This window comes from Streptomyces sp. P5F9 (assembly GCF_057961495.1).
Map to the genome: position 1 here is coordinate 1 of NZ_JBXVPZ010000189.1, position 17,829 is coordinate 17,829.

General features: G+C 71.0%; 15 protein-coding genes and 1 pseudogene. 7 read left to right on the forward strand and 9 right to left on the reverse strand.

Features of this window, described 5'->3' with window-relative positions:
- Positions 1–194: 194 nt before the first annotated feature.
- Positions 195–2,234, forward strand: coding sequence for a SpoIIE family protein phosphatase (locus tag AC31A1_RS27050; protein WP_489655826.1), 2,040 nt, complete (start codon positions 195–197; stop codon positions 2,232–2,234).
- 4 nt (positions 2,235–2,238) lie between these two features.
- On the opposite strand, the gene AC31A1_RS27055 is transcribed toward AC31A1_RS27050, so the two are convergent.
- Positions 2,239–2,706 (reverse strand): hypothetical protein, encoded by a 468-nt coding sequence (locus AC31A1_RS27055; protein WP_328685683.1) that lies wholly within the window; start codon positions 2,704–2,706, stop codon positions 2,239–2,241.
- Positions 2,707–2,850: 144 nt separating this feature from the next.
- Between AC31A1_RS27055 and AC31A1_RS27060 the strand changes: the two genes are divergently transcribed.
- Positions 2,851–3,819 carry a GlxA family transcriptional regulator gene (locus tag AC31A1_RS27060; protein WP_489655827.1) on the forward strand — a complete coding sequence of 323 codons (969 nt, stop codon included), beginning with the start codon at positions 2,851–2,853 and terminating at the stop codon, positions 3,817–3,819.
- Between the two features lie 5 nt (positions 3,820–3,824).
- On the opposite strand, the gene AC31A1_RS27065 is transcribed toward AC31A1_RS27060, so the two are convergent.
- The 4 genes from AC31A1_RS27065 to AC31A1_RS27080 all read right to left on the reverse strand — a co-directional run bounded on the left by AC31A1_RS27065 (position 3,825) and on the right by AC31A1_RS27080 (position 7,586).
- On the reverse strand, positions 3,825–4,061 hold the full coding sequence (locus tag AC31A1_RS27065) for a DUF5133 domain-containing protein (protein ID WP_489655828.1): 237 nt from the start codon (positions 4,059–4,061) through the stop codon (positions 3,825–3,827).
- A gap of 80 nt (positions 4,062–4,141) precedes the next feature.
- Complete coding sequence (locus tag AC31A1_RS27070; protein WP_489655829.1) at positions 4,142–5,914, reverse strand: ABC transporter ATP-binding protein; 1,773 nt, start codon at positions 5,912–5,914, stop codon at positions 4,142–4,144.
- A 106-nt stretch (positions 5,915–6,020) separates the two neighbouring features.
- Positions 6,021–6,878 carry an aldo/keto reductase gene (locus AC31A1_RS27075; protein WP_489655830.1) on the reverse strand — a complete coding sequence of 286 codons (858 nt, stop codon included), beginning with the start codon at positions 6,876–6,878 and terminating at the stop codon, positions 6,021–6,023.
- Positions 6,879–7,091: 213 nt separating this feature from the next.
- Entirely contained in the window at positions 7,092–7,586 is a 495-nt protein-coding gene (locus AC31A1_RS27080; protein ID WP_489655831.1) for an FBP domain-containing protein, read from the reverse strand.
- Between the two features lie 71 nt (positions 7,587–7,657).
- On the opposite strand from AC31A1_RS27080, the gene AC31A1_RS27085 reads away from it, so the two are divergent.
- The gene (locus AC31A1_RS27085; protein ID WP_489655832.1) at positions 7,658–8,233 is read left to right on the forward strand and encodes a TetR/AcrR family transcriptional regulator; all 576 of its coding nucleotides are present in this window, start codon (positions 7,658–7,660) and stop codon (positions 8,231–8,233) included.
- A 34-nt stretch (positions 8,234–8,267) separates the two neighbouring features.
- Positions 8,268–9,446: a GDSL-type esterase/lipase family protein gene (locus AC31A1_RS27090; protein WP_489655833.1), complete on the forward strand. Its 1,179-nt coding sequence runs from the start codon at positions 8,268–8,270 to the stop codon at positions 9,444–9,446.
- Positions 9,447–9,591: 145 nt separating this feature from the next.
- Here the strand turns inward: AC31A1_RS27090 and AC31A1_RS27095 are convergent, their stop codons facing one another.
- Complete coding sequence (locus AC31A1_RS27095) at positions 9,592–10,134, reverse strand: LysR family transcriptional regulator substrate-binding protein (RefSeq protein ID WP_489655834.1); 543 nt, start codon at positions 10,132–10,134, stop codon at positions 9,592–9,594.
- Between AC31A1_RS27095 and AC31A1_RS27100 the strand changes: the two are divergent.
- Both AC31A1_RS27100 and AC31A1_RS27105 read left to right on the forward strand, forming a co-directional pair.
- Positions 10,127–10,837 (forward strand): annotated as a pseudogene (locus AC31A1_RS27100) (NAD(P)-dependent oxidoreductase); the annotation flags it as partial. The gene AC31A1_RS27095 and the pseudogene AC31A1_RS27100 sit on opposite strands and share 8 nt — an antisense overlap.
- A 375-nt stretch (positions 10,838–11,212) precedes the next feature.
- On the forward strand, positions 11,213–12,100 hold the full coding sequence (locus tag AC31A1_RS27105) for a Gfo/Idh/MocA family protein (protein ID WP_489655839.1): 888 nt from the start codon (positions 11,213–11,215) through the stop codon (positions 12,098–12,100).
- Between the two features lie 26 nt (positions 12,101–12,126).
- Here the strand turns inward: AC31A1_RS27105 and AC31A1_RS27110 are convergent, their stop codons facing one another.
- The 3 genes from AC31A1_RS27110 to AC31A1_RS27120 form a co-directional block, all read right to left on the reverse strand.
- On the reverse strand, positions 12,127–12,477 hold the full coding sequence (locus tag AC31A1_RS27110) for a hypothetical protein (protein ID WP_489655835.1): 351 nt from the start codon (positions 12,475–12,477) through the stop codon (positions 12,127–12,129).
- A 135-nt stretch (positions 12,478–12,612) separates the two neighbouring features.
- Positions 12,613–13,503 carry a GNAT family N-acetyltransferase gene (locus tag AC31A1_RS27115; protein ID WP_489655836.1) on the reverse strand — a complete coding sequence of 297 codons (891 nt, stop codon included), beginning with the start codon at positions 13,501–13,503 and terminating at the stop codon, positions 12,613–12,615.
- 225 nt (positions 13,504–13,728) lie between these two features.
- Entirely contained in the window at positions 13,729–16,146 is a 2,418-nt protein-coding gene (locus tag AC31A1_RS27120) for a GH92 family glycosyl hydrolase (RefSeq protein ID WP_489655837.1), read from the reverse strand.
- Between the two features lie 355 nt (positions 16,147–16,501).
- Between AC31A1_RS27120 and AC31A1_RS27125 the strand changes: the two genes are divergently transcribed.
- Positions 16,502–17,704, forward strand: coding sequence for a beta-1,3-glucanase family protein (locus tag AC31A1_RS27125; protein ID WP_489655838.1), 1,203 nt, complete (start codon positions 16,502–16,504; stop codon positions 17,702–17,704).
- Positions 17,705–17,829: the final 125 nt, after the last annotated feature.

Here is a 17,829-nt window from a genome sequence, read left to right on the forward strand (position 1 = left end):
CCTGGGGGCTGTGGGGTCGGGGCACGACCAGAATCCGGGGGCCCGTCGGCATCCGCGCGGGCGCGTGCTCCATACGGCCCCATCCCCCTGTTCACCTGCCGCGGTGTTGCCCCGCGGGGCGCGCTGTGCCGTAATCGGATGATCCGCGGTTCGGATCTTGGCGGTGCCGTGCCGCACCGGAAGGAGCGCCTGGGATGGACGCTTACGGTGCCGGGGACGGTGTCTCGGCCGCCCCGGGCGGGCTGCTGGACCTGTTGCGGGTCGCGGCGGTGGTCCTGGACGCGGGCGGGTACATCACGCTGTGGAGCCCCGAGGCGGAGCAGTTGCTCGGCTACTCCCCCGAGGAGGCGCTCACCCAGCGCGCGGACCGGCTGCTGGTGTCGTCCGACGACCGGGCCAGAGCGCGTGAGCTGTTCGCCCAGGTGGCCTCCGGCGCCCGCTGGTCGGGGGTCTTCCCGATGGTGCACCGGGACGGCACGGAGCGGCCCGTCGAGTTCCGCACGATGCGGCTGCGCGACAGCCACGGCCAGGCGCATCTGCTGGGGCTGGCGGCGGACGCCACGACGGTACGGGGCGTGGAGCGGGACCTGGCCCTGTCCCACAGCCTGGTGCGGCAGACGCCGGTGGGGATCGCGGTGTTCGACACCGATCTGCGGTGGGTCGGGGTCAACCCGGCCCTGGAGCGCATCAACGGCGTGCCGGAGGAGGAGGTCGTCGGGCGCCGGGTGGGCGAGGTGCTGCCCGGTCTGGACGTCGCGGCCATCGAGTCGCGGATGCGGCATGTGCTGATCACCGGCAAGCCGCTGCTCGACCAGCAGACCGTGGGCCGGACGGCGGCCGACGTCGTGGAGCGGGCGTACTCGGAGTCGTACCACCGCATCGAGGACGCGCAGGGCCGGGTGCTCGGGCTCGCGATGGCCGTCCTGGACGTGACCGAGCGGGAGCAGGCGGCGGCCGAGGTCGCGCAGGCGCGCCAGCATCTGTCGGTCGTGGCGGAGGCCGGGGTGCGGATCGGGACGACGCTGGACCTCCAGCAGACCGCCCGGGAACTGGCGGACGTCGCGGTCCCGCATGTGGCCGACCTGGCCGCCGTCGACGTACTGGAATCGGTCGTCACGGACGGCACGATCACCCCGGTGACCGGGGACGCGCAGGTCGAGTTCCGCGCGCTGGCCGTCGCCGCCGGATACCTGACCGACGCGATCCACGCGGCGGACCCGGTGGGCGAGTTGGCCACCTATGGTCCCAACCGCATCATCACCCAGTGCGTCCGCGAGGCCGGCCCGATCCTCGTCGAGCGGGTCGACCCGCCGATGATGCGCCGCATCGCCCGGGACGGGCGCGCCGCCCAGACCCTGCGCACGGCGGGCGTCCACTCCTATCTGGCCGTCCCGTTGATGGCCCGCGGCGAGGTGCTGGGCACGCTGAGCCTCTACCGCACCGTCAACGAGCGCCCCTTCGACGAACAGGACCGCGTCCTCGCCACGGAACTCGCCGCGCGCGCCGCGATCTGCATCGACAACGCCCGCCTCTACGGCCGTGAGCGCACCACCGCGCTGACCCTCCAGCGAAGCCTGCTGCCACCGGCCCCCGCCCGACAGGAGGGCCTCGACATCGCGGCCCGCTACCTGCCGGCGCTGAGCGAGGTCGGCGGCGACTGGTACGACGTGCTGCCGCTGGGGCCGGGCCGCACCGGTCTCGTCGTGGGCGACGTGATGGGCAAGGGCGTCCAAGCCGCCGCCATCATGGGCCAGTTGAGCACCGCGACCCGCGCACTGGCCCGGCTCGACCTCCCGCCCGCCGAGTTGCTGCACCACCTCGACGACCTCACCGGTTCCCTCGGCGACGCGATCGCCACCTGTGCGTACGGCGTCGTCGACCTCAACCGGGGCACCTGCGCACTGTCCAGCGCCGGGCATCTGCCACCCGTCCTGATCCACCCCGACGGCACCGCGGAACTCCTCGACATCCCCGGCGGAGTCCCGCTCGGCGTCGGCGGCGTGGACTTCGGGACCGCCGAAGTCGGCTTCACCACGGGCGCGTTGCTCGCCCTCTACTCCGACGGTCTGGTGGAGAACCGCGGCGAGTCCATCGACGTCGGACTGCACGCGCTGACACGGCTGTTGCAGAGTTCCCGCCGCCCGCTGGAGCAGACGAGCGACATGCTCCTCAACGCGCTGCGCCCGGAGCCCGACGACGACGTGGCGCTCCTCCTGGTCCGCGTCACCGGCTGACCGGTCAGGCGCCCGTGGTCGAGCCCGGCCGGATGATCATGAGGACGGTGACGGTCGCCCACAGCAGGTTGAAGATGCCGGTGAACATGGCGAGTTGAACGGTCCCGGACCGCTCCACGGGCCGCTGTGCGCCGAGTTGCTCCAGGAGTTCGTCCTGGCGGGGCAGCACGAACGCGATCAGGATGCCGGCCGCCACCGCGGTGAGGGTGATGGAGGCGATGAGCCAGCCGCTGCCCAGGACGCCCATCGCGGAAGCGGTCGCGAAGCCGAAGAGGGGCACCGCCAGTCCGACCGCGCCGTAGACACGGCAGATGCGATGCAGCAGTCGTACGGTCGTCACGCCCGCGTCGGGTCCGTCCGGACCCGTGAGAGCGCGGCGGGCCGCCGGTGGGAACATGCTGGCGGCGACGGTGACGGGGCCGACCGCGACGATGGCGGCCAGGACGTGCAGAGTGAGAAGGATCTTGGTCACCGGCCCAGGCTAGGGACGTCCGGCGCAGGAGCACAGGGGCTGAAACGACAGCTTCCAACGGATTCTCGCCAACACCTCTCACCAGGCAGCTACGCCAAAAGGCCATGCGGAATGCTTGGCGGGAATCCGTCTATCGTGGTGTTCATGCACACCGTCGCGATCCTTGTTCTCGATCATGTGGTGCCGTTCGACATGGCGACACCGATGGAGGTGTTCGGCCGTACCCGGTTGCCGGACGGCCGGAACGCCTACCGGGTGCGGGTGTGCGGCGAGACGCCGGAGGTGCGGACGGACGGGTTCGCGCTGCGGGTCGACCACGGGCTCGAAGCGCTGGCGGACGCCGACACCATCATCGTCCCGGGCCGCTCGGAGCAGGCCGCGCCGCCCTCGGCCCAGGTGCTGGCGGCACTGCGGGAGACGGCAGCGGCGGGTACCCGGATCGTGTCCATCTGCGTGGGCGCCTTCGTGCTGGCCGAGGCCGGGCTGCTGGACGGGCTGCGCGCCACCACGCACTGGGTCGCCGCCGACGCGTTGGCCCGGTCCTACCCCCTGGTCGAGGTGCAGCCGGACGTGCTGTACGTCGACAACGGGCAGATCCTCACCTCGGCCGGGGCCGCCGCCGGGCTCGACCTGTGTCTGCACCTCATCCGGCGGGACTACGGCTCGGCGGTCGCCGCGGACGCCGCCCGGCTGTCGGTCATGCCGCTCGAACGCGAGGGCGGGCAGGCGCAGTTCATCGTCCACCAGCACCCGCCGGTACCGCAGGGCTCGACCCTCGAACCTCTTCTCCAGTGGATCGAGGACAACCTCTCCCGCGAGGTCACCCTGGGCGCGCTGGCTTCGCGATCGGGCATGAGCGAGCGGACGTTCAGCCGCCGTTTCCGCGAACAGACGGGCAGCACACCGCTCCAGTGGCTGCTGCGGGCCCGTGTACGGCGTGCCCAGTACCTGCTGGAGAACAGCGACCACACCATCGAGCGCATCGCCCAGCAGGCCGGGTTCGGCTCCCCCACCGCGTTCCGCGAACGCTTCCGCCGGGTGGTCGGCACCAGTCCGCAGGCGTACCGCTCGGCGTTCCACGGCAGGACGGTCCCCGAAGTGGCGTTCTCCTGACGGATCTACGCCACGCCGCGGCCGTCCGCGACCACATCCCCCGGGGTGCTGCGCGCCGCCGCCAACAGGGCGTCCGCCTTGACGATGGCTTCCCGGATGCCGGTGGTGCTCATCATCACGCAGAGGGTGTGGACGACGTCGTTCAACTCGTCGGCCGCCTGCGGTCGGTGGCGCTCCGCCTGGGAGATGCGCAGCACCGCGTACCGGGTGAGCAGCTTTCTGACGGCCTTCGGGTCCGGCACCGGCACGGAGCACCTCTCTCTCGCTTTTCGCTCCGTGTGCCCAGCCTGCGCCGGTCCAACCAATGGGCCGCGAGATCCGGTCAGGCGACCTGCCCGCTGTGCAACGCCGTGTACGCCCCGCCCCGGCGCAGGAGTTCGTCGTGCGTGCCGACCTCCAGGATCTCCCCGTCGCCCATCACGACGATCCGGTCGGCGCCCCGGACGGTGGACAGCCGGTGGGCCACCACGAAGGTCGTACGGCCGCGCAGCAGCCGGGCGAGGGCCTGCTGGACGAGGGCTTCCGAGCGGGTGTCCAGGGCCGAGGTCGCCTCGTCCAGGACGAGCACCTTGGGGTCGCGGATCAACGCCCGTGCGATGGCCAGGCGTTGACGCTGACCGCCGGACAGCCGGGCCCCGCGCTCGCCCACCAGGGTCTCCAGGCCCTGCGGCAACTTGTCCACGAACTCAAGGGCGTTGGCGTCCCGCAGCGCCGCGCGCACCGCATCCTCGCCGGCGTCGTCCATGCCGTAGGCCACGTTGTCGTGGATCGTGCCGTCGAAGAGGATCGACTCCTGCGGGACGACCGAGACGAAGCGGCGGTAGGTGCGCAGGTCGAGGGTGTTCATGTCGGTGCCGTCGAGGAGCAGTTGGCCGGCGGTGGGGCGGATGAAGCCGATGACGAGGTTGAGCACGGTGGACTTGCCGGCGCCGGACGCGCCGACGAGGGCGACGGTCTCGCCGGGTGCGACGGTGAGGGTGAAGTCGTGCACGGCGGGCCGGAGTTGGTCGTTGTCGTAGGTGTGGCCGACGTGCTGGAAGGTGACGGCTCCGCGTACCTCGGTGACCTCGACCTTGCCCTCGTTGTCCTCCAACTCGGGCGCCTGGAGCACCTCGCCGACCGAACGGACCGACTCCAGGCCCTTGGTGATGACCGGGGCCAGGGTCGTGAGGGAGGTGGTGGAGTTGGTGAGGGTGGTCAGGAAGGCGCTCAGCATGACGACGTCGCCGGCGGTGACGCCCCAGACGCCGTAGTACGACACCAGGGCCGCGCCGGCGAGGACCAGGACACCGACGACGTTGAGGACGACCCAGGCCAGCGAGCCGAAGCGGCCGTTGAGGAGGTCGAGGCGGTTTCCGGAGGTGAGGAGCCGGCGCAGGGTGCCGTCCATGCGGCGCAGGGCCTTGCCCTCCAGGCCGTGGGCGCGGGTGACCGGGATGAGGCGGGTCATCTCCGTCACGCGTGAGGACAGGGTCTCCACCTCGTGGCGGAAGTGCTCGTTGTGGGTGCGCAGCCGTGCCCGCAGCCGGGACACGAGGAACGCGGCGACCGGTACGACGACGATGAAGACGGGCACGAACTCCGGTGTGCGGAAGGCGATGATGACCAGGCCGCCGGTGAGCACGGTGATCGCGCCGAGCCCGGTCTCCGCGGTCTGCTGGACCATCTGCTCGACCGTCTCCACGTCCCGCACGACCTTGGCCTGGAGGACACCGGCGCTGACCCGGGAGTGGTAACCGATGGAGAGCTGCTGCATGCGGGTGCACAGTGCCGAGCGCAGATCGGTGCCCATGCGGCGGACGCTGCCGTAGAGGAGGCGGACGTAGAGCACGTGCAGGGGGTAGTTGATCAGCAGGATGAACAGGATGATGCCGGTGCTCGTCCAGAGCCTGCCGACCGGCTGGTGCTGGACGACGGTGTCGATGATGGACGCGGTGATCAGGGGGAGCAGCCAGATGGGGCTGTGCTTGACCGTGAACACGACGACGGCCAGGGCCAGTTGTCTTCGGTCGGCGCGGAAGAGGTAGGCGAGGGTGCGGATCGGGTGTTCGTCGCGGTAGCGGTGGTCGAGCGGTTTCTCCGTGGACGATGCCATCGGTGGTGGTCCTCCCCCTGTGACCGGCCGGCCCCTGTGGCCAAGTGGCGGGCAAGCGCTTTCTGCCCCTGCCCGCCGCTACTACACCTCAGACATCAGGGTCTTCTCAAACGGCGTCCAGCTCCGCGATCTCCTCGGCGGAGAGGGTGAGTTCGGGTGCGGCGGCCGAGTCGCGGATCGTCTCGGGGCGGCTGGCGCCCGGGATCGGTACGACGACCGGCGACTTGGCGAGCATCCAGGCCAGGCAGACGCGCTGCGGGCTGACGCCGTGCTTCTCGGCGATCCGGGCGAACGGCGCGTAGGCGGAGCCGAGTTCACCGGCGCGGGCGATGCCGCCGAGGGGGCTCCAGGGCAGGAACGCGATGCCGAGTTCGTCGCAGAGGTCCAGCTCCGGCTCGCTGGAGCGGAAGGCCGGGGAGAACTGGTTCTGTACGGAGACCAGTCGGCCGTCGAGGATCTCGTTCGCCAGCCGGATCTGCTCCGGGTCGGCGTTGGAGATGCCGGCCAGGCGGATCTTGCCCGCATCGAGCAACTCCCGTACCGCGCCGACCGATTCGGCGTACGGGACCCTCGGGTCGGGGCGGTGGAACTGGTAGAGCCCGATGGCCTCCACACCGAGCCGGCGCAGGGACGCCTCGCAGGCCTCCTTCAGGTACGCGGGGCTGCCGTTCAGGGTCCAACTGCCGTCCCCGGGGCGCAGATGGCCGCCCTTGGTGGCGACGAGGACGTCCGCGCCCCGGTCGTGGGAGGCGAGCGCCTTGGCGATCAGGGACTCGTTGTGCCCGACATCGTCGGCGTGCAGGTGGTAGGCGTCCGCGGTGTCGATCAGGGTCACGCCCGCGTCGAGGGCGGCGTGGATGGTCGCGAGGGAGCGTGCCTCGTCCGGCCGTCCTTCGATCGACATGGGCATACCGCCCAGGCCGATCGCACTGACCTCGACGTCACCGATACGGCGGGTGTCCATGCTGGTGCTCCTCTTCCGGCTGTCGCGCAGAACCGTGCCGTCCGGCACCGCCGGTGCCGGAGCCGGGTCTCGGACCGGGTTCACGACGGGCAGGACGCACCCTCCAGCCTCTCCGGCCCGAGACCGCAGGTCCAATAGAAGAAATCGAACGGATCCAGCAGCGGGACTGCTCAATCGGGATCGCCCAGTCGGAACCGGTCGGTCCGGGACCGCTCAACGAGCGGCGACCCTGGCGATGAACGCCGTGAGGTTGGTGACGGTCCGCCTGATCTTCTCCTCCAGGGTGAGCGACTCGGGCAGCCGCGCGCCGACACCCGCGTCCTTCTTGCCGCGCACGTACAGCGGGCAGGCGAGGTCGCTGCATATGTAGGCGCCCACGGAGTTGCCCTGCTGCCCGGCCCTGCCCGCCTTCGCGGCGGTCATCAGCGAGACACCTCCGGTGTGGGTGGTCATGCACATCGAGCACATGCTGCGCCGCGTCTGCCAGGAGGCGGCGCCGGGAGAGCGCAGGGCGATCGCCGTCGGGCGGCCGTCCAACTCGATCGCGAGGTAGGCACGGTCCGGGGCCTGGGGGTCCCGCCAGCCGAGGAAGTCCAGGTCGTCCCACGGCCGTTCGGCCAGGTCCCGGGGGACGGACAGGCGCTTGGCCTCGCCCTTGGTGCAGTTCACGAAGGCGGCGCGGATCTCCCGCTCGGTCAGTGGTCTCATGAACGGCACGCTAGTTTGCCTAAAACCTTTAGGCAAATACATAATGCCTATCGTCGATTGGGAGGAAGGTCATGGCCAGAGCAGGACTGACGCCGGAGCGGCTGACCCTGGCGGGGGCGGAGCTGGCCGACGAGGTCGGCTTCGACCAGGTGACCGTCTCGGCGCTCGCCCGACGGTTCGACGTCAAGGTCGCCAGCTTGTACTCGCACCTGAAGAACTCCCAGGAACTGAAGACCAGGATCGCCCTGTTCGCGCTGGAGGAACTCGCCGACCGGGTCTCCGACGCGGTGGCCGGGCGGGCCGGCAAGGACGCCCTGGCCGCCTTCGCGGACGCCTACCGCGACTACGCCCGGGAGCACCCCGGCCGGTACGCGGCGGCGCGGCTCCGACTCGACCCTGAGACGGCGGCCGCCAGCGCCGGGGTGCGGCACTCGCAGATGACTCGGGCGATCCTGCGCGGCTACGACCTGGCGGAGCCGGACCAGACGCACGCGGTCCGGATGCTGGGCGGCGTCTTCCACGGCTACGTCAGCCTGGAGCTGGCCGGGGGCTTCGACCACAGCGCGCCCGACGCGCGGGAGTCCTGGGCCTGGATCGTGGACTCACTCGACGCGCTGCTGCGGAACCGGGCCGCGCCCCACGACTGACCGTCCCGGAAACCCCGATCGACAGGCTGAGGCGATGAGCACCGAGCACGACACCATCACCACCCCCGTCACCACCGACATGCTGCGCGGCTTCCTCGACGTGGAGCCGACCGCGCACGGTCTGCTGCCCCATCGACTGCCCGCCCGTGCGCGCCGGCAGTTCCCCGACGACCAACTGGCCGTGGCCGAGGCCCAGCCCTCCGGCGTACGGCTGGTCTTCCGCACCCGGGCCACCACGATCGAGCTGGACACGCTGCCCACCAAGCGCGTCTACCGGGGGTTCCCGGCCCCGGCGGACGGTGTGTACGACCTGCTGGTCGACGGCCGCCTCACCGCCCAGGCCACGGTGTCGGGCGGCAACGTGCGCACGATCACCGACATGGTGACCCAGTCCTCCGAGTTCACGGAGGGGCAGCCCGGCACCGCCCGGTTCGCCGACCTGCCGGCGGGTGACAAGGACATCGAGATCTGGCTCCCGCACACGGAGACCGCCGAGCTGATCGCCCTGCGCACCGACGCCCCCGTCGAGAAGGCGCCGGACACCGGGCGCAAGGTGTGGCTGCACCACGGCAGTTCCATCAGCCACGGCTCGAACGCCACGCATCCGACGGCGACCTGGCCGGCTCTGGCTGCCGCCGAGGGGCAAGTGGAGTTCGTCAACCTCGGGTTCAGCGGCAACGCGCTGCTCGACCCGTTCACCGCCCGCGCGATGCGGGACACCCCGGCGGACCTGATCAGCGTCAAGATCGGCATCAACATCGTCAACGCCGACGCGATGCGGCTGCGCGCCTTCACCCCGGCCGTCCACGGCTTCCTCGACACCATCCGCGAGGGGCATCCGACCACACCGCTGCTGGTCGTCTCCGCCATCCTCTGCCCGGTCCAGGAGGACACCCCCGGCCCCCTCATGCCCGACTTCGACGGCGGCACCCTGCGGTTCAGGGCGACGGGCGACCCGGCTGAACGCGCTCTCGGGCGCCTGACACTCACCGTCATCCGCGAGGCACTCGCCCGCGTCGTCGAGCAGCGAGCGGCCGACGACCCGAACCTGCACTATCTCGACGGCCGTTCCCTCTACGGCGAGAAGGACTACGCCGAACTGCCGCTCCCCGACGAGGTGCATCCCGATCCGGCGGGACATCGGCGTATCGCGGAGAACTTCGGGCGGCTGGTGTTCGGCGAGGGCGGCGCTTTCGCGAGCGCGACCTGTTGAGGTTTTCGGACACCGGCCGAGCGGCCTCACGGTTGCGCCGTGGCCCAACTGGGCGATCCCGAGCCCGACTTCGAGGCGATCCGCGGAACCGGTCGAAGACGTGGACAGTCTCTTTCCGCGCCGGTGAGCGAGCAGTCGAGCCTGTTCAGAACGTCCCGTCGTCGCGCGTGTAGTTGGGGCTGAGTTTCAGCAGGGCGGCGACGGCGGGGCTCGGTTCGCGGCCCGCGCGGACCGCGAACGACAGGGCGAGCGAGGGGACGGGACCGGAGACCGGCTCGACGACCACGCCGGCCGTACCCACCGGCTCGTAACGGGGTACGACGGCGGCGCCACCGATGGCTCGCACATACGACGCGGCCGAGGCGATGTCCGTGATCTCGACGGACACGCGGCGCGCGATGCCGAGTTCACCGAAGGCCCGGTCCATGGCGGCGCGCGACCCGAAGCCCCTTGCCCCCGAGACGAAGTTCTCGTGGGCGAGGTCCTTCAGCGCGATGCGGTCCCGCTGCGCCAGCGGATGTTCGGACGGCAGGATCACCACGTACGGGATCGTCGCGAACTGCCGTAGGTCGAGGTCGTGCGCCTCGGAGGCGGGCAGCGCCACGACGCCGACGTCGAGGCGGCCGCGTCGCACGTCCTCGGCGATTCCGCCCGCCCCGGATCCGGAGACCTGGATCCGTATGTCCACCAGGGGGTGGCGCTGGCGGAAGGCCCCCTACCAGGCGCGGCAGGTCGAGAGCCGTGATGCGGGTCATCGTGCCGACGCGCAGGCTGCCCCGCAGGGTTCTCGACGCCTCGCCGACCACTTCCCTCGCGCGCTCGGCGGCCGCGACGACCGACTTGGCTTCCGGCAGGAACACCTCGCCCGCCGAGGCGTGACCGTGACCAACCGGACCCGGGCCCGCGCCCTCGACGTCGCGGCGGACACGGGCGCCCGCGTGGTCGGCACCCCGCGCGAGGCGGCCTCCGCCGCCGACATCGTCCTCGTCTGCCTGACCGACGACACGGCGGTGGGCGCGGTCCACCACGGGCCCGACGGCATCCTCGCCGGGCTGCGCCCGGGAACAACCGTCCTGGAGACCAGCACCGTCGCCCCGCAGACCGTCAGGACCCTCGCACCTCTGGTTCTCGAACGCGGCGCCACGCTCCTCGACACTCCGGTGTCCGGTTCCGTCGAACTCGCCACACGCGGCGAACTCACCTTCCTGGTCGGTGGCCCCGAAGAAGCACTCGCCCGGGTGCGCCCCGTCATGGACGTCCTGGCCACCCGCGTCCTCCACTTCGGGGTATCAGGCAACGGCAGCATCATGAAGCTCGCGATCAACTCACTCCTGCTGTCCATGGCAACAGCCTTGTCCGAAGCGCTGGTTCTCGCGGAACGCGCCGGCATCGACCGGGCCGCTGCCTACGACGCCTTCGCCCAGAGCGCGGCCGCGGCCCCCTTCGTGCTCTACAACCGCGACAACTTCGTACGACCGCAGGAAGCGCCCAACTGGAGGCGAACCGCGGGCTCGTCGACCAGGCGATGGCCTCGGGACTGGAAGACCGTGACGGCGTCTCCGTCCTGGCCGAACTCCTGCGGCACAACGCCACGGCTCAAGCACGGCAGCAGCCGGGGCAGCCGGATCGTAGCCATTGACGAGCATGCGCCGTGTGGCAGGAAGGGCTTGCGCACCCGCCCTGTTCATGTGGCACGCTCACCGGCGACCGGCCGGTCGGATCGAGCCGGGTCTCGTCACCAGGTTCGACCGTGGAAAGGCACCGCTATGCGCATCGGACTCCTCGGCACCGGCCCTTGGGCGCAGATGGCTCACGCCCCCGCCCTCAGTGGGCACGACGCGTGGGACTTCGCGGGCGTGTGGGGGCGTCGCCCCGACGCCGCCAAGGAGCTGGCCGACCAGCACGGGGTACCGGCCTACGACGATGTCGACGCCCTGCTCGCGGACGTGGACGCCGTCGCCGTGGCGCTGCCGCCGTCGATCCAGGCCGAGTTGGCGGTGCGGGCCGCGCGGGCGGGCCGGCATCTGCTGCTGGACAAGCCCCTCGCGCCGACGGTGGAGCAGGGGCGGGCCGTGGTCGACGCGGTGCGGGAGGCCGGGGTCGCGTCGGTGGTGTTCTTCACCACCCGCTTCCAGCCGGAGACCGAGGCCTGGATCACCGAACAGGCCGCGGCGGAGGGCTGGTTCACGGCTCGGGCCGAGTGGCTCGGCTCGGTGTTCACCAGCGACAGCCCGTTCGCGGCCTCGCCCTGGCGGCAGGAGAAGGGCGCGCTGTGGGACGTGGGCCCGCACGCCCTGTCCGTGGTGTTGCCGGTCCTCGGTGATGCACGGCGGGTGGCCGCCGCTGTGCGGGGTCCCGGCGACACCGTCGTGCTGGTTCTGGACCACGTCGGCGGTGCGTCCAGCACGCTGACGCTGAGTCTCACCGCGCCGACCGCCGCAGCGGGGGTCACGGTCGAACTGCGCGGCAAGGCGGGGGTGACCAGCCTTCCGAACAGCTCGGGCGATGCGGTGTCCGCCCTGGTACGGGCCGCCGACGCGCTGAGCGAGGCCGTACGCACGGGGCGGCCGCACTCGTGCGACGCGGTTTTCGGGCTGCGGGTCACCGAGATCCTGGCCGAGGCCGAGGCGATGGTGGACAGCGAGCCTGTCTGATCAGTCGCCCTGGGCCCGTCGCCTGATCACTCCCCGCCGGGCGGCTCCTCGTCCTCGTCGAACGGCTCGTCGCTCCACCGGAACCAGGCCCGCTCCCCCTCGATGTGCAGCAGGAACTCGGGCACGGGACCGTCCGGCGAGGTCAGCGTCACCTGTCGGCTGATCTCGTCGTAGGCCTCCTCCCACCGGATCCAGTGCCCGTCGTCGTCCGCTTGCGAAAGGGCCAGTTCACGCGCGAACAACTGCTCTACGCCACCGAACGCCGGACCGGCGGTGAACCTGCCCGACAGCCACGGGAAGTCGGCGTCGTCGATCAGGATCTCCCCGACCGACTCCTCGCCCGTGCGCACCTGCCAGACCTCGCCGACGAACCCCATGCCCGCCTCCATCCCGCCGTAGATCGACCTGGCGCCAGCATGGCATCCGGCACTGACAGTCGGCCCGGAACTGATGACAGCCCGGGCCGACCGCCCTACGGGTCTACAGGTCTACGGGTCTACGAATCGACATGCCTACCCGACGAAATTGAAGCTGGCCCGCTCCCGGGCGACCGGATAGCCGACCTCGGCGAAGTGCGCGGCCATCGGGAAGTTGCCCTGGTCCGTGGCCGCGGCGATGAACTCGGCGCCCCGCTCGACGAGGTAGTGGGTGCACTCGGCGAGCAGGTCGCGGGCGTAGCCGTGACCGCGCTGTTCCGGTACGACTCCGATGAAGCCGATGCACGGGCCCGACGGGTTGTGGGCCGGGATGTGAATGCCCGCAAGGTCCCCCTCGGGGGTGCGTGCGATCTGCCACCACTCGCGCGGGGACGGGCACCAGCGGCAGAAGTCGAGCTCCTCCTGTGCGGCCTTCTCAACTCCCCCTTGTTGGATGGCCCGTTGGGCGTGGGCGTCGAGGGTGACGGAGTGGATGCGGCGCAGTGCGTCGAAGAACACGGCGTCGTCGGGTTCGGGGGCGAAGACGAGGCGGCCTGGGCGTTCGGGCAGGCCGCACTCCGGGGTCCACCGGTAGATGAACCGCTCGACCAGGAGGTCGTAACCGGCCGCGCGCAGGGCGGTGAAGCGTGCCTCGGCGGCCGAGCGGGTCTCGGGGTTGTCGCGCCAGCCGGCGGGGAGGCTCAGTTCCACGTCGACGCGCCAGGGTGCGCTGCGCAGGAGTTCGGCGCCGGCCTCCTCCTCGCCCTCGATCAGGTCGAAGCAGTCGACGGCGAGGGGTTCGGTGTCGTTCGGGCCGCCCCACCAGGCGGCGCGTGCGACGACCGTGCCGTCGCGCAGTGCCACCCGCTGCCAGTCGGGGCGCCAGGTCGTCAGGCGGTGTGCGGCTCGGGCGCCGAGGGAGTCGGGAAGGGTGTCGAAAAGATGGGCGTCGCTCTCGTCGAGCGCGCGAATGACCAGATCGGTCATGGGTTTCCTCCGGGAGGGGTACTGCGTGGAGCGCTCCCGGTCAGGTCACATGTGGCACACCGGGTCAACGGGGAGGGAGCGCTGGGGTGTTGTGAACCTCATGGCACTCGCCTCCTTCCGCTGGTCTCAGGGCGTGCACGCACACGTTAGGGGGTTGATCTCCCGCCCGTCCAACGTGTTTCCGGGTCGGCCCGGCGGAGGGTGACTCCGCCGGGCCGGTCTGGGTCACTTCGGGAGTTGTCCCGGGTCGGTCGCCCAGCTCGTGTTGGGTTCGGTGGCGAGCCGGAAGTCCAGTCTGCCGCCCTTGAGCGTCAGGCTCGCGCCGGTCCACGCGCGCGTGAGGTCACGGCCGTCGAGGCGTACGGCGTCGATGTACTGGTGGGTGTCGTCGGCGTCGGGCGCGGTGATGACGAGGTCCGTGCGGCCGGGCCGGTCGACGACCGCCTTCGGGAAGAGCGGTGCGCCGAGCAGCAGGTCTGCGCTGCCCGGGGTGCGCGGATAGATCCCGAGGGCGGAGAGGACGTACCAGGCGGACATGGTGCCGAGGTCGTCGTTGCCGGGGAGGCCCTTGGGGCCGGTGCCGTAGGCCGTGTCGAGGATCTGGCGGACCGTCGCCTGGGTCTTCCAGGGCCGGCCGAGGGAGTTGTAGAGCCAGGGCGCGTGGATGTCGGGTTCGTTGGTCGGGTCGTAGCGCAGCGCGTCGCCGCCCCGGACCGACCAGGCGCCGTCGGCGGTGTGGAAGAAGCCGTCGAGCCGGGTTGCCGCCGTCTCAGGGCCGCCCATCGCCTCGGCCAGTCCCTGTACGTCCTGCGGGACCATCCAGACGTACGCGGCGGCCGAGCCCTGCGCGAAGCCGAGATCGCTCGCCGGGTTGAACGGGCCCACCCAGGAGCCGTCGAGGTTGCGGGCCTGGATGTAGCCGGTGGCGGGGTTGAAGACGTTGCGCCAGTAGGTGCCGCGATCGGCGAAGGTCTTCGCCTCGGCGGTGCGTCCCAGCAGCTTCGCCCATTGGGCGAGAGCCGAGTCCGCGACGGCGTCCTCCAGGGTCTCGGCGGCGCCGCCCCAGCAGTGACAGGCGTCCTGGGCGGCGTAGTGAGAGGTCATGTACTGGGCGAGGTTGGGTCGTTGGCCCACGCACTGGCCGGGGCAGCCGGCGTCCGAGAGTTCGTCCGGGTTGGGGACGGTGGCCTGGTGGACGAGGGAGTCGAAGGCGCCCTCGTAGTCGAAGTTGCGGACGCCCATGGCGTAGAACGTGGCCAGGGTCGCGGCGGTCGGGTCGCCCGTCATGACGTGGGTGGCGCCGCTGATGTGCACCCAGCGGTCCCAGATTCCGCCGTTCTGTTTCGAGAAGTTGTAGAGCGACTGGGCGAAGTCGCCCGCGACGGTGGGTTTGAGGAGGGCGAGGAGCTGTATCTGGGCGCGGTACTGGTCCCAGCCGGAGAAGTTGCTGTACTGCGCCCGCTGCCCGCGCGCCAACCGGTGCACGGCTTGGTCCATGCCCCAGTAGCGGCCGTCCTCGTCGCTGATCAGGTTGGGCTGCATCAGGGCGTGATAGAGCGCCGTGTAGAAGGTCTGGCGGCGTGCTGGGGTGGAGCCGTCGACGCGTACGGTGCTCAGTTCGCGGTCCCAGGCGCGGGCGCCCGCCTCGGCGACGTCGGCCACGCGCGCGTGCGGGGCGATCTCCTGACGCAGGTTGGACTCGGCTCCCCCGAGGCTGACGTAGGAGATGCCGATCCGCATGCGGACATCGTTGTCAGAGGCGGTGTCGAAGCCGACCCAGCCGCCGGAACCGCGTCCCGCGCGGTCGGCGCCGGTGGCGTATCCCTCGCCTCCGGAGGCGGTCGTCGACCCGGGTGACACGGTGCTGTCGTGCCAGGTGCCGACCGAGGAGAAGGCGCGGTCGAAGGAGGCGCTGAAGTAGAGCTTGTAGTAGCTCTTGCGGTTGTTGACGCCGCCGTTGGCGCGGCGCCCGCAGAAGGCGCCCGTGTACACCCAGCCGGTCACCTTGTGGTGGGCGGTGTCGATGTCGACGTGCGCGTCCTGGCTGCCGTTGAGGGAGTTGGAGACGCGGAAGAGCAGGTTCGCCGGGCGGTCGGCGGGGAAGGTGAAGTCGGCGACTCCGGCGCGCTTGCTGACGGCGAGGTCGGCGGTGGCGCCGGAGGCGAGGCCGAGGGTGTAGCGGCCGGGGGTGGCCTTCTCGTCGGCGTGCGAGAAGTTGGACGCGTACACGGCGTCCTTGGTGTCCGCCGAGGGCGACGAGGTGACGTCGCCGACGAACGGCATGATCGGTACGTCACCCGCCGCGCCGGGGTTGCAGCCGGCGCCGTTGACGTGGGTGAGGCTCAGGCCGCGGATGCGGGTGGCGCCGTACTCGTACCCGTTGGCGGCGCCCGTGCCGGTCTGGTCGCCGGTGGTGCTGGTCGGGGACCAGGCGATCATGCCGTACGGGAGGGTGGCGCCGGGGTAGGTGTTGCCGCCGTTGCTGGAGCCGATCAGGGGGTCGACGAGCGAGGACGGCCGGACGGACGGGACGGTCGCCGCGACGGCGGGGAGCGGGGCGGACGCGGCGAGCGCGGTCGTGACCGCCACGGCCGCGGCTCTGACACCGAACCGCCTTGCCGTGCCGAGGAGTTGGTGACGCATGCGTCAAGTCGCCTTTCGAGGAAGGGACATGGAGTGGAGACGGAAAAGACAGGGGGCGTCGCGAGGCTAGGAGGCCGTGCGATGGGAGGGAAGAGGCGCCCGGATACGGGTGATGAAGCGCGGGTGAACGCTTCGTCGGGCGCTTAAGTGATCCTTAAGTGGGGGTTAAGCCACCCATCTCACCACGTCTGTGCAGGTCAGCGCGGTGACGACTTCCCGCAGAACCGTTGGCCCGGCCCTCGGTCGTGCGTAACATCGGGCCCCGGCGGCGGTGTCGACGCTCGCTGTGAGAGCGCTCTCAATGCGTCGGCACCGTCCGCTCCGAACAGCCCGACTCGCCCGGAGGTCCCCCCACATGACTCCCCGTCACCAGCGCACGCTCGGCCGTCGCAAGCTCCTCTTCGCCCTCGGTGGCGCGGCGGTGGCCGCTCCCGCCGTGGCCGCACTCGCACCGCACGCCCTCGCGGACACCAAGTCCACGGAGACCGGCGCAGTTGAGGCCGGTGCGCTTCCGTTGACGCTGGTCAACAACAGCGGCTCGTTCGACAACGCGAACGTGCACGTCTACGTCGTAGGGAACGTGGACGGCAAGCAGGTGCGGGTCACCCCCGACGGGACGATCGCGCCGATCGCGCTCTCGGACAACGGCGCCGACGGCTTCACCGACTACGCGATCAGCCTCAACTCCGGTGCGGAGACGACGATTTCGCTCCCGTACCTGTCGGGCCGCATCTATGTGTCACTCGGCGCGAAGCTCAAGTTCAAGGCCGTGGCGGACGGCAACGGCAACCCCGCACTCCAGTACCCGGCCGGCTGGGTGACGTCCGACCCCAACTACGGGGTGCTGCACGACTGTGCCGAGTTCACGCACAACGCGTCCGGGATGTTCTGCAACACGACGATGGTCGACATGTTCAGCGTGCCCCTGAGCATCCGGCTGACCGGCGCGCAGGACCAGACGACGGGCACCCTGCGCGACGGCGGCCGGGCCTCGGTGTTCGACGCCGTACGGAAGGTCGAGGCGTTCGCCCCGCTTATCGTGGGCGACACGCGGGTGATCGCGCCGGGGCACGGGCTGGACGCGGGCCTGTTCGCCGCGGACTACTTCGCGCCGTACATCGACGAGGTGTGGAGCACGTACACCGGCAAGGACCTCACCGTCACCACGAACGCGGGTGCCTTCACCGGGCGGGTGCGCGCCGGCCAGTTCACTTTCACCGGCCCGGCTTCGGTCTCGTTCGCCAAGCCGTCGACCCGGGACGTGCTGTTCTGCGACGGCAACCTGGCCGCCCCGAACGACGGCACCACGGGCCCGGTCGCGGCGGTGCTCGGCGCCGGTTTCAACCGCTCGACGCTCCTGTCGAACCCCGCCCAGCCGACCACCGACGCGTCGAGTTTCTACGCCACCGACCTCACGAACCACTACGCGAAGGCGATCCACGCGGCGACCGCCGACGGCAAGGCGTACGGCTTCGCCTTCGACGACGTGGCGGACTTCGCGTCGTACGTCCAGGACACGGCGCCGACGGGGATACGGCTGACGCTCACGCCGTTCTAGGCGCTCGGCGTGCGGGGCCGGTCCCGCCGTAGGAGCGTGGTGGTGTGGGAAAGGTGCGCGTGCCGTCGTTCCGCCGGGATCGGGAGCCGGCCCGGCGGGGGTGGCTCCGGGGCGCGCCGGCGCCG

Bases quoted from the DNA above. Each gene is read 5' to 3' on its own strand.
- AC31A1_RS27050 (WP_489655826.1), top strand. From the start codon at position 195: ATGGACGCTTACGGTGCCGGGGACGGTGTCTCGGCCGCCCCGGGCGGG.
- AC31A1_RS27060 (WP_489655827.1), top strand. From the start codon at position 2,851: ATGCACACCGTCGCGATCCTTGTTCTCGATCATGTGGTGCCGTTCGAC.
- AC31A1_RS27070 (WP_489655829.1), bottom strand. From the start codon at position 5,914: ATGGCATCGTCCACGGAGAAACCGCTCGACCACCGCTACCGCGACGAA.
- AC31A1_RS27075 (WP_489655830.1), bottom strand. From the start codon at position 6,878: ATGGACACCCGCCGTATCGGTGACGTCGAGGTCAGTGCGATCGGCCTG.
- AC31A1_RS27080 (WP_489655831.1), bottom strand. From the start codon at position 7,586: ATGAGACCACTGACCGAGCGGGAGATCCGCGCCGCCTTCGTGAACTGC.
- AC31A1_RS27085 (WP_489655832.1), top strand. From the start codon at position 7,658: ATGGCCAGAGCAGGACTGACGCCGGAGCGGCTGACCCTGGCGGGGGCG.
- AC31A1_RS27090 (WP_489655833.1), top strand. From the start codon at position 8,268: ATGAGCACCGAGCACGACACCATCACCACCCCCGTCACCACCGACATG.
- AC31A1_RS27105 (WP_489655839.1), top strand. From the start codon at position 11,213: ATGCGCATCGGACTCCTCGGCACCGGCCCTTGGGCGCAGATGGCTCAC.
- AC31A1_RS27110 (WP_489655835.1), bottom strand. From the start codon at position 12,477: ATGGGGTTCGTCGGCGAGGTCTGGCAGGTGCGCACGGGCGAGGAGTCG.
- AC31A1_RS27115 (WP_489655836.1), bottom strand. From the start codon at position 13,503: ATGACCGATCTGGTCATTCGCGCGCTCGACGAGAGCGACGCCCATCTT.
- AC31A1_RS27120 (WP_489655837.1), bottom strand. From the start codon at position 16,146: ATGCGTCACCAACTCCTCGGCACGGCAAGGCGGTTCGGTGTCAGAGCC.
- AC31A1_RS27125 (WP_489655838.1), top strand. From the start codon at position 16,502: ATGACTCCCCGTCACCAGCGCACGCTCGGCCGTCGCAAGCTCCTCTTC.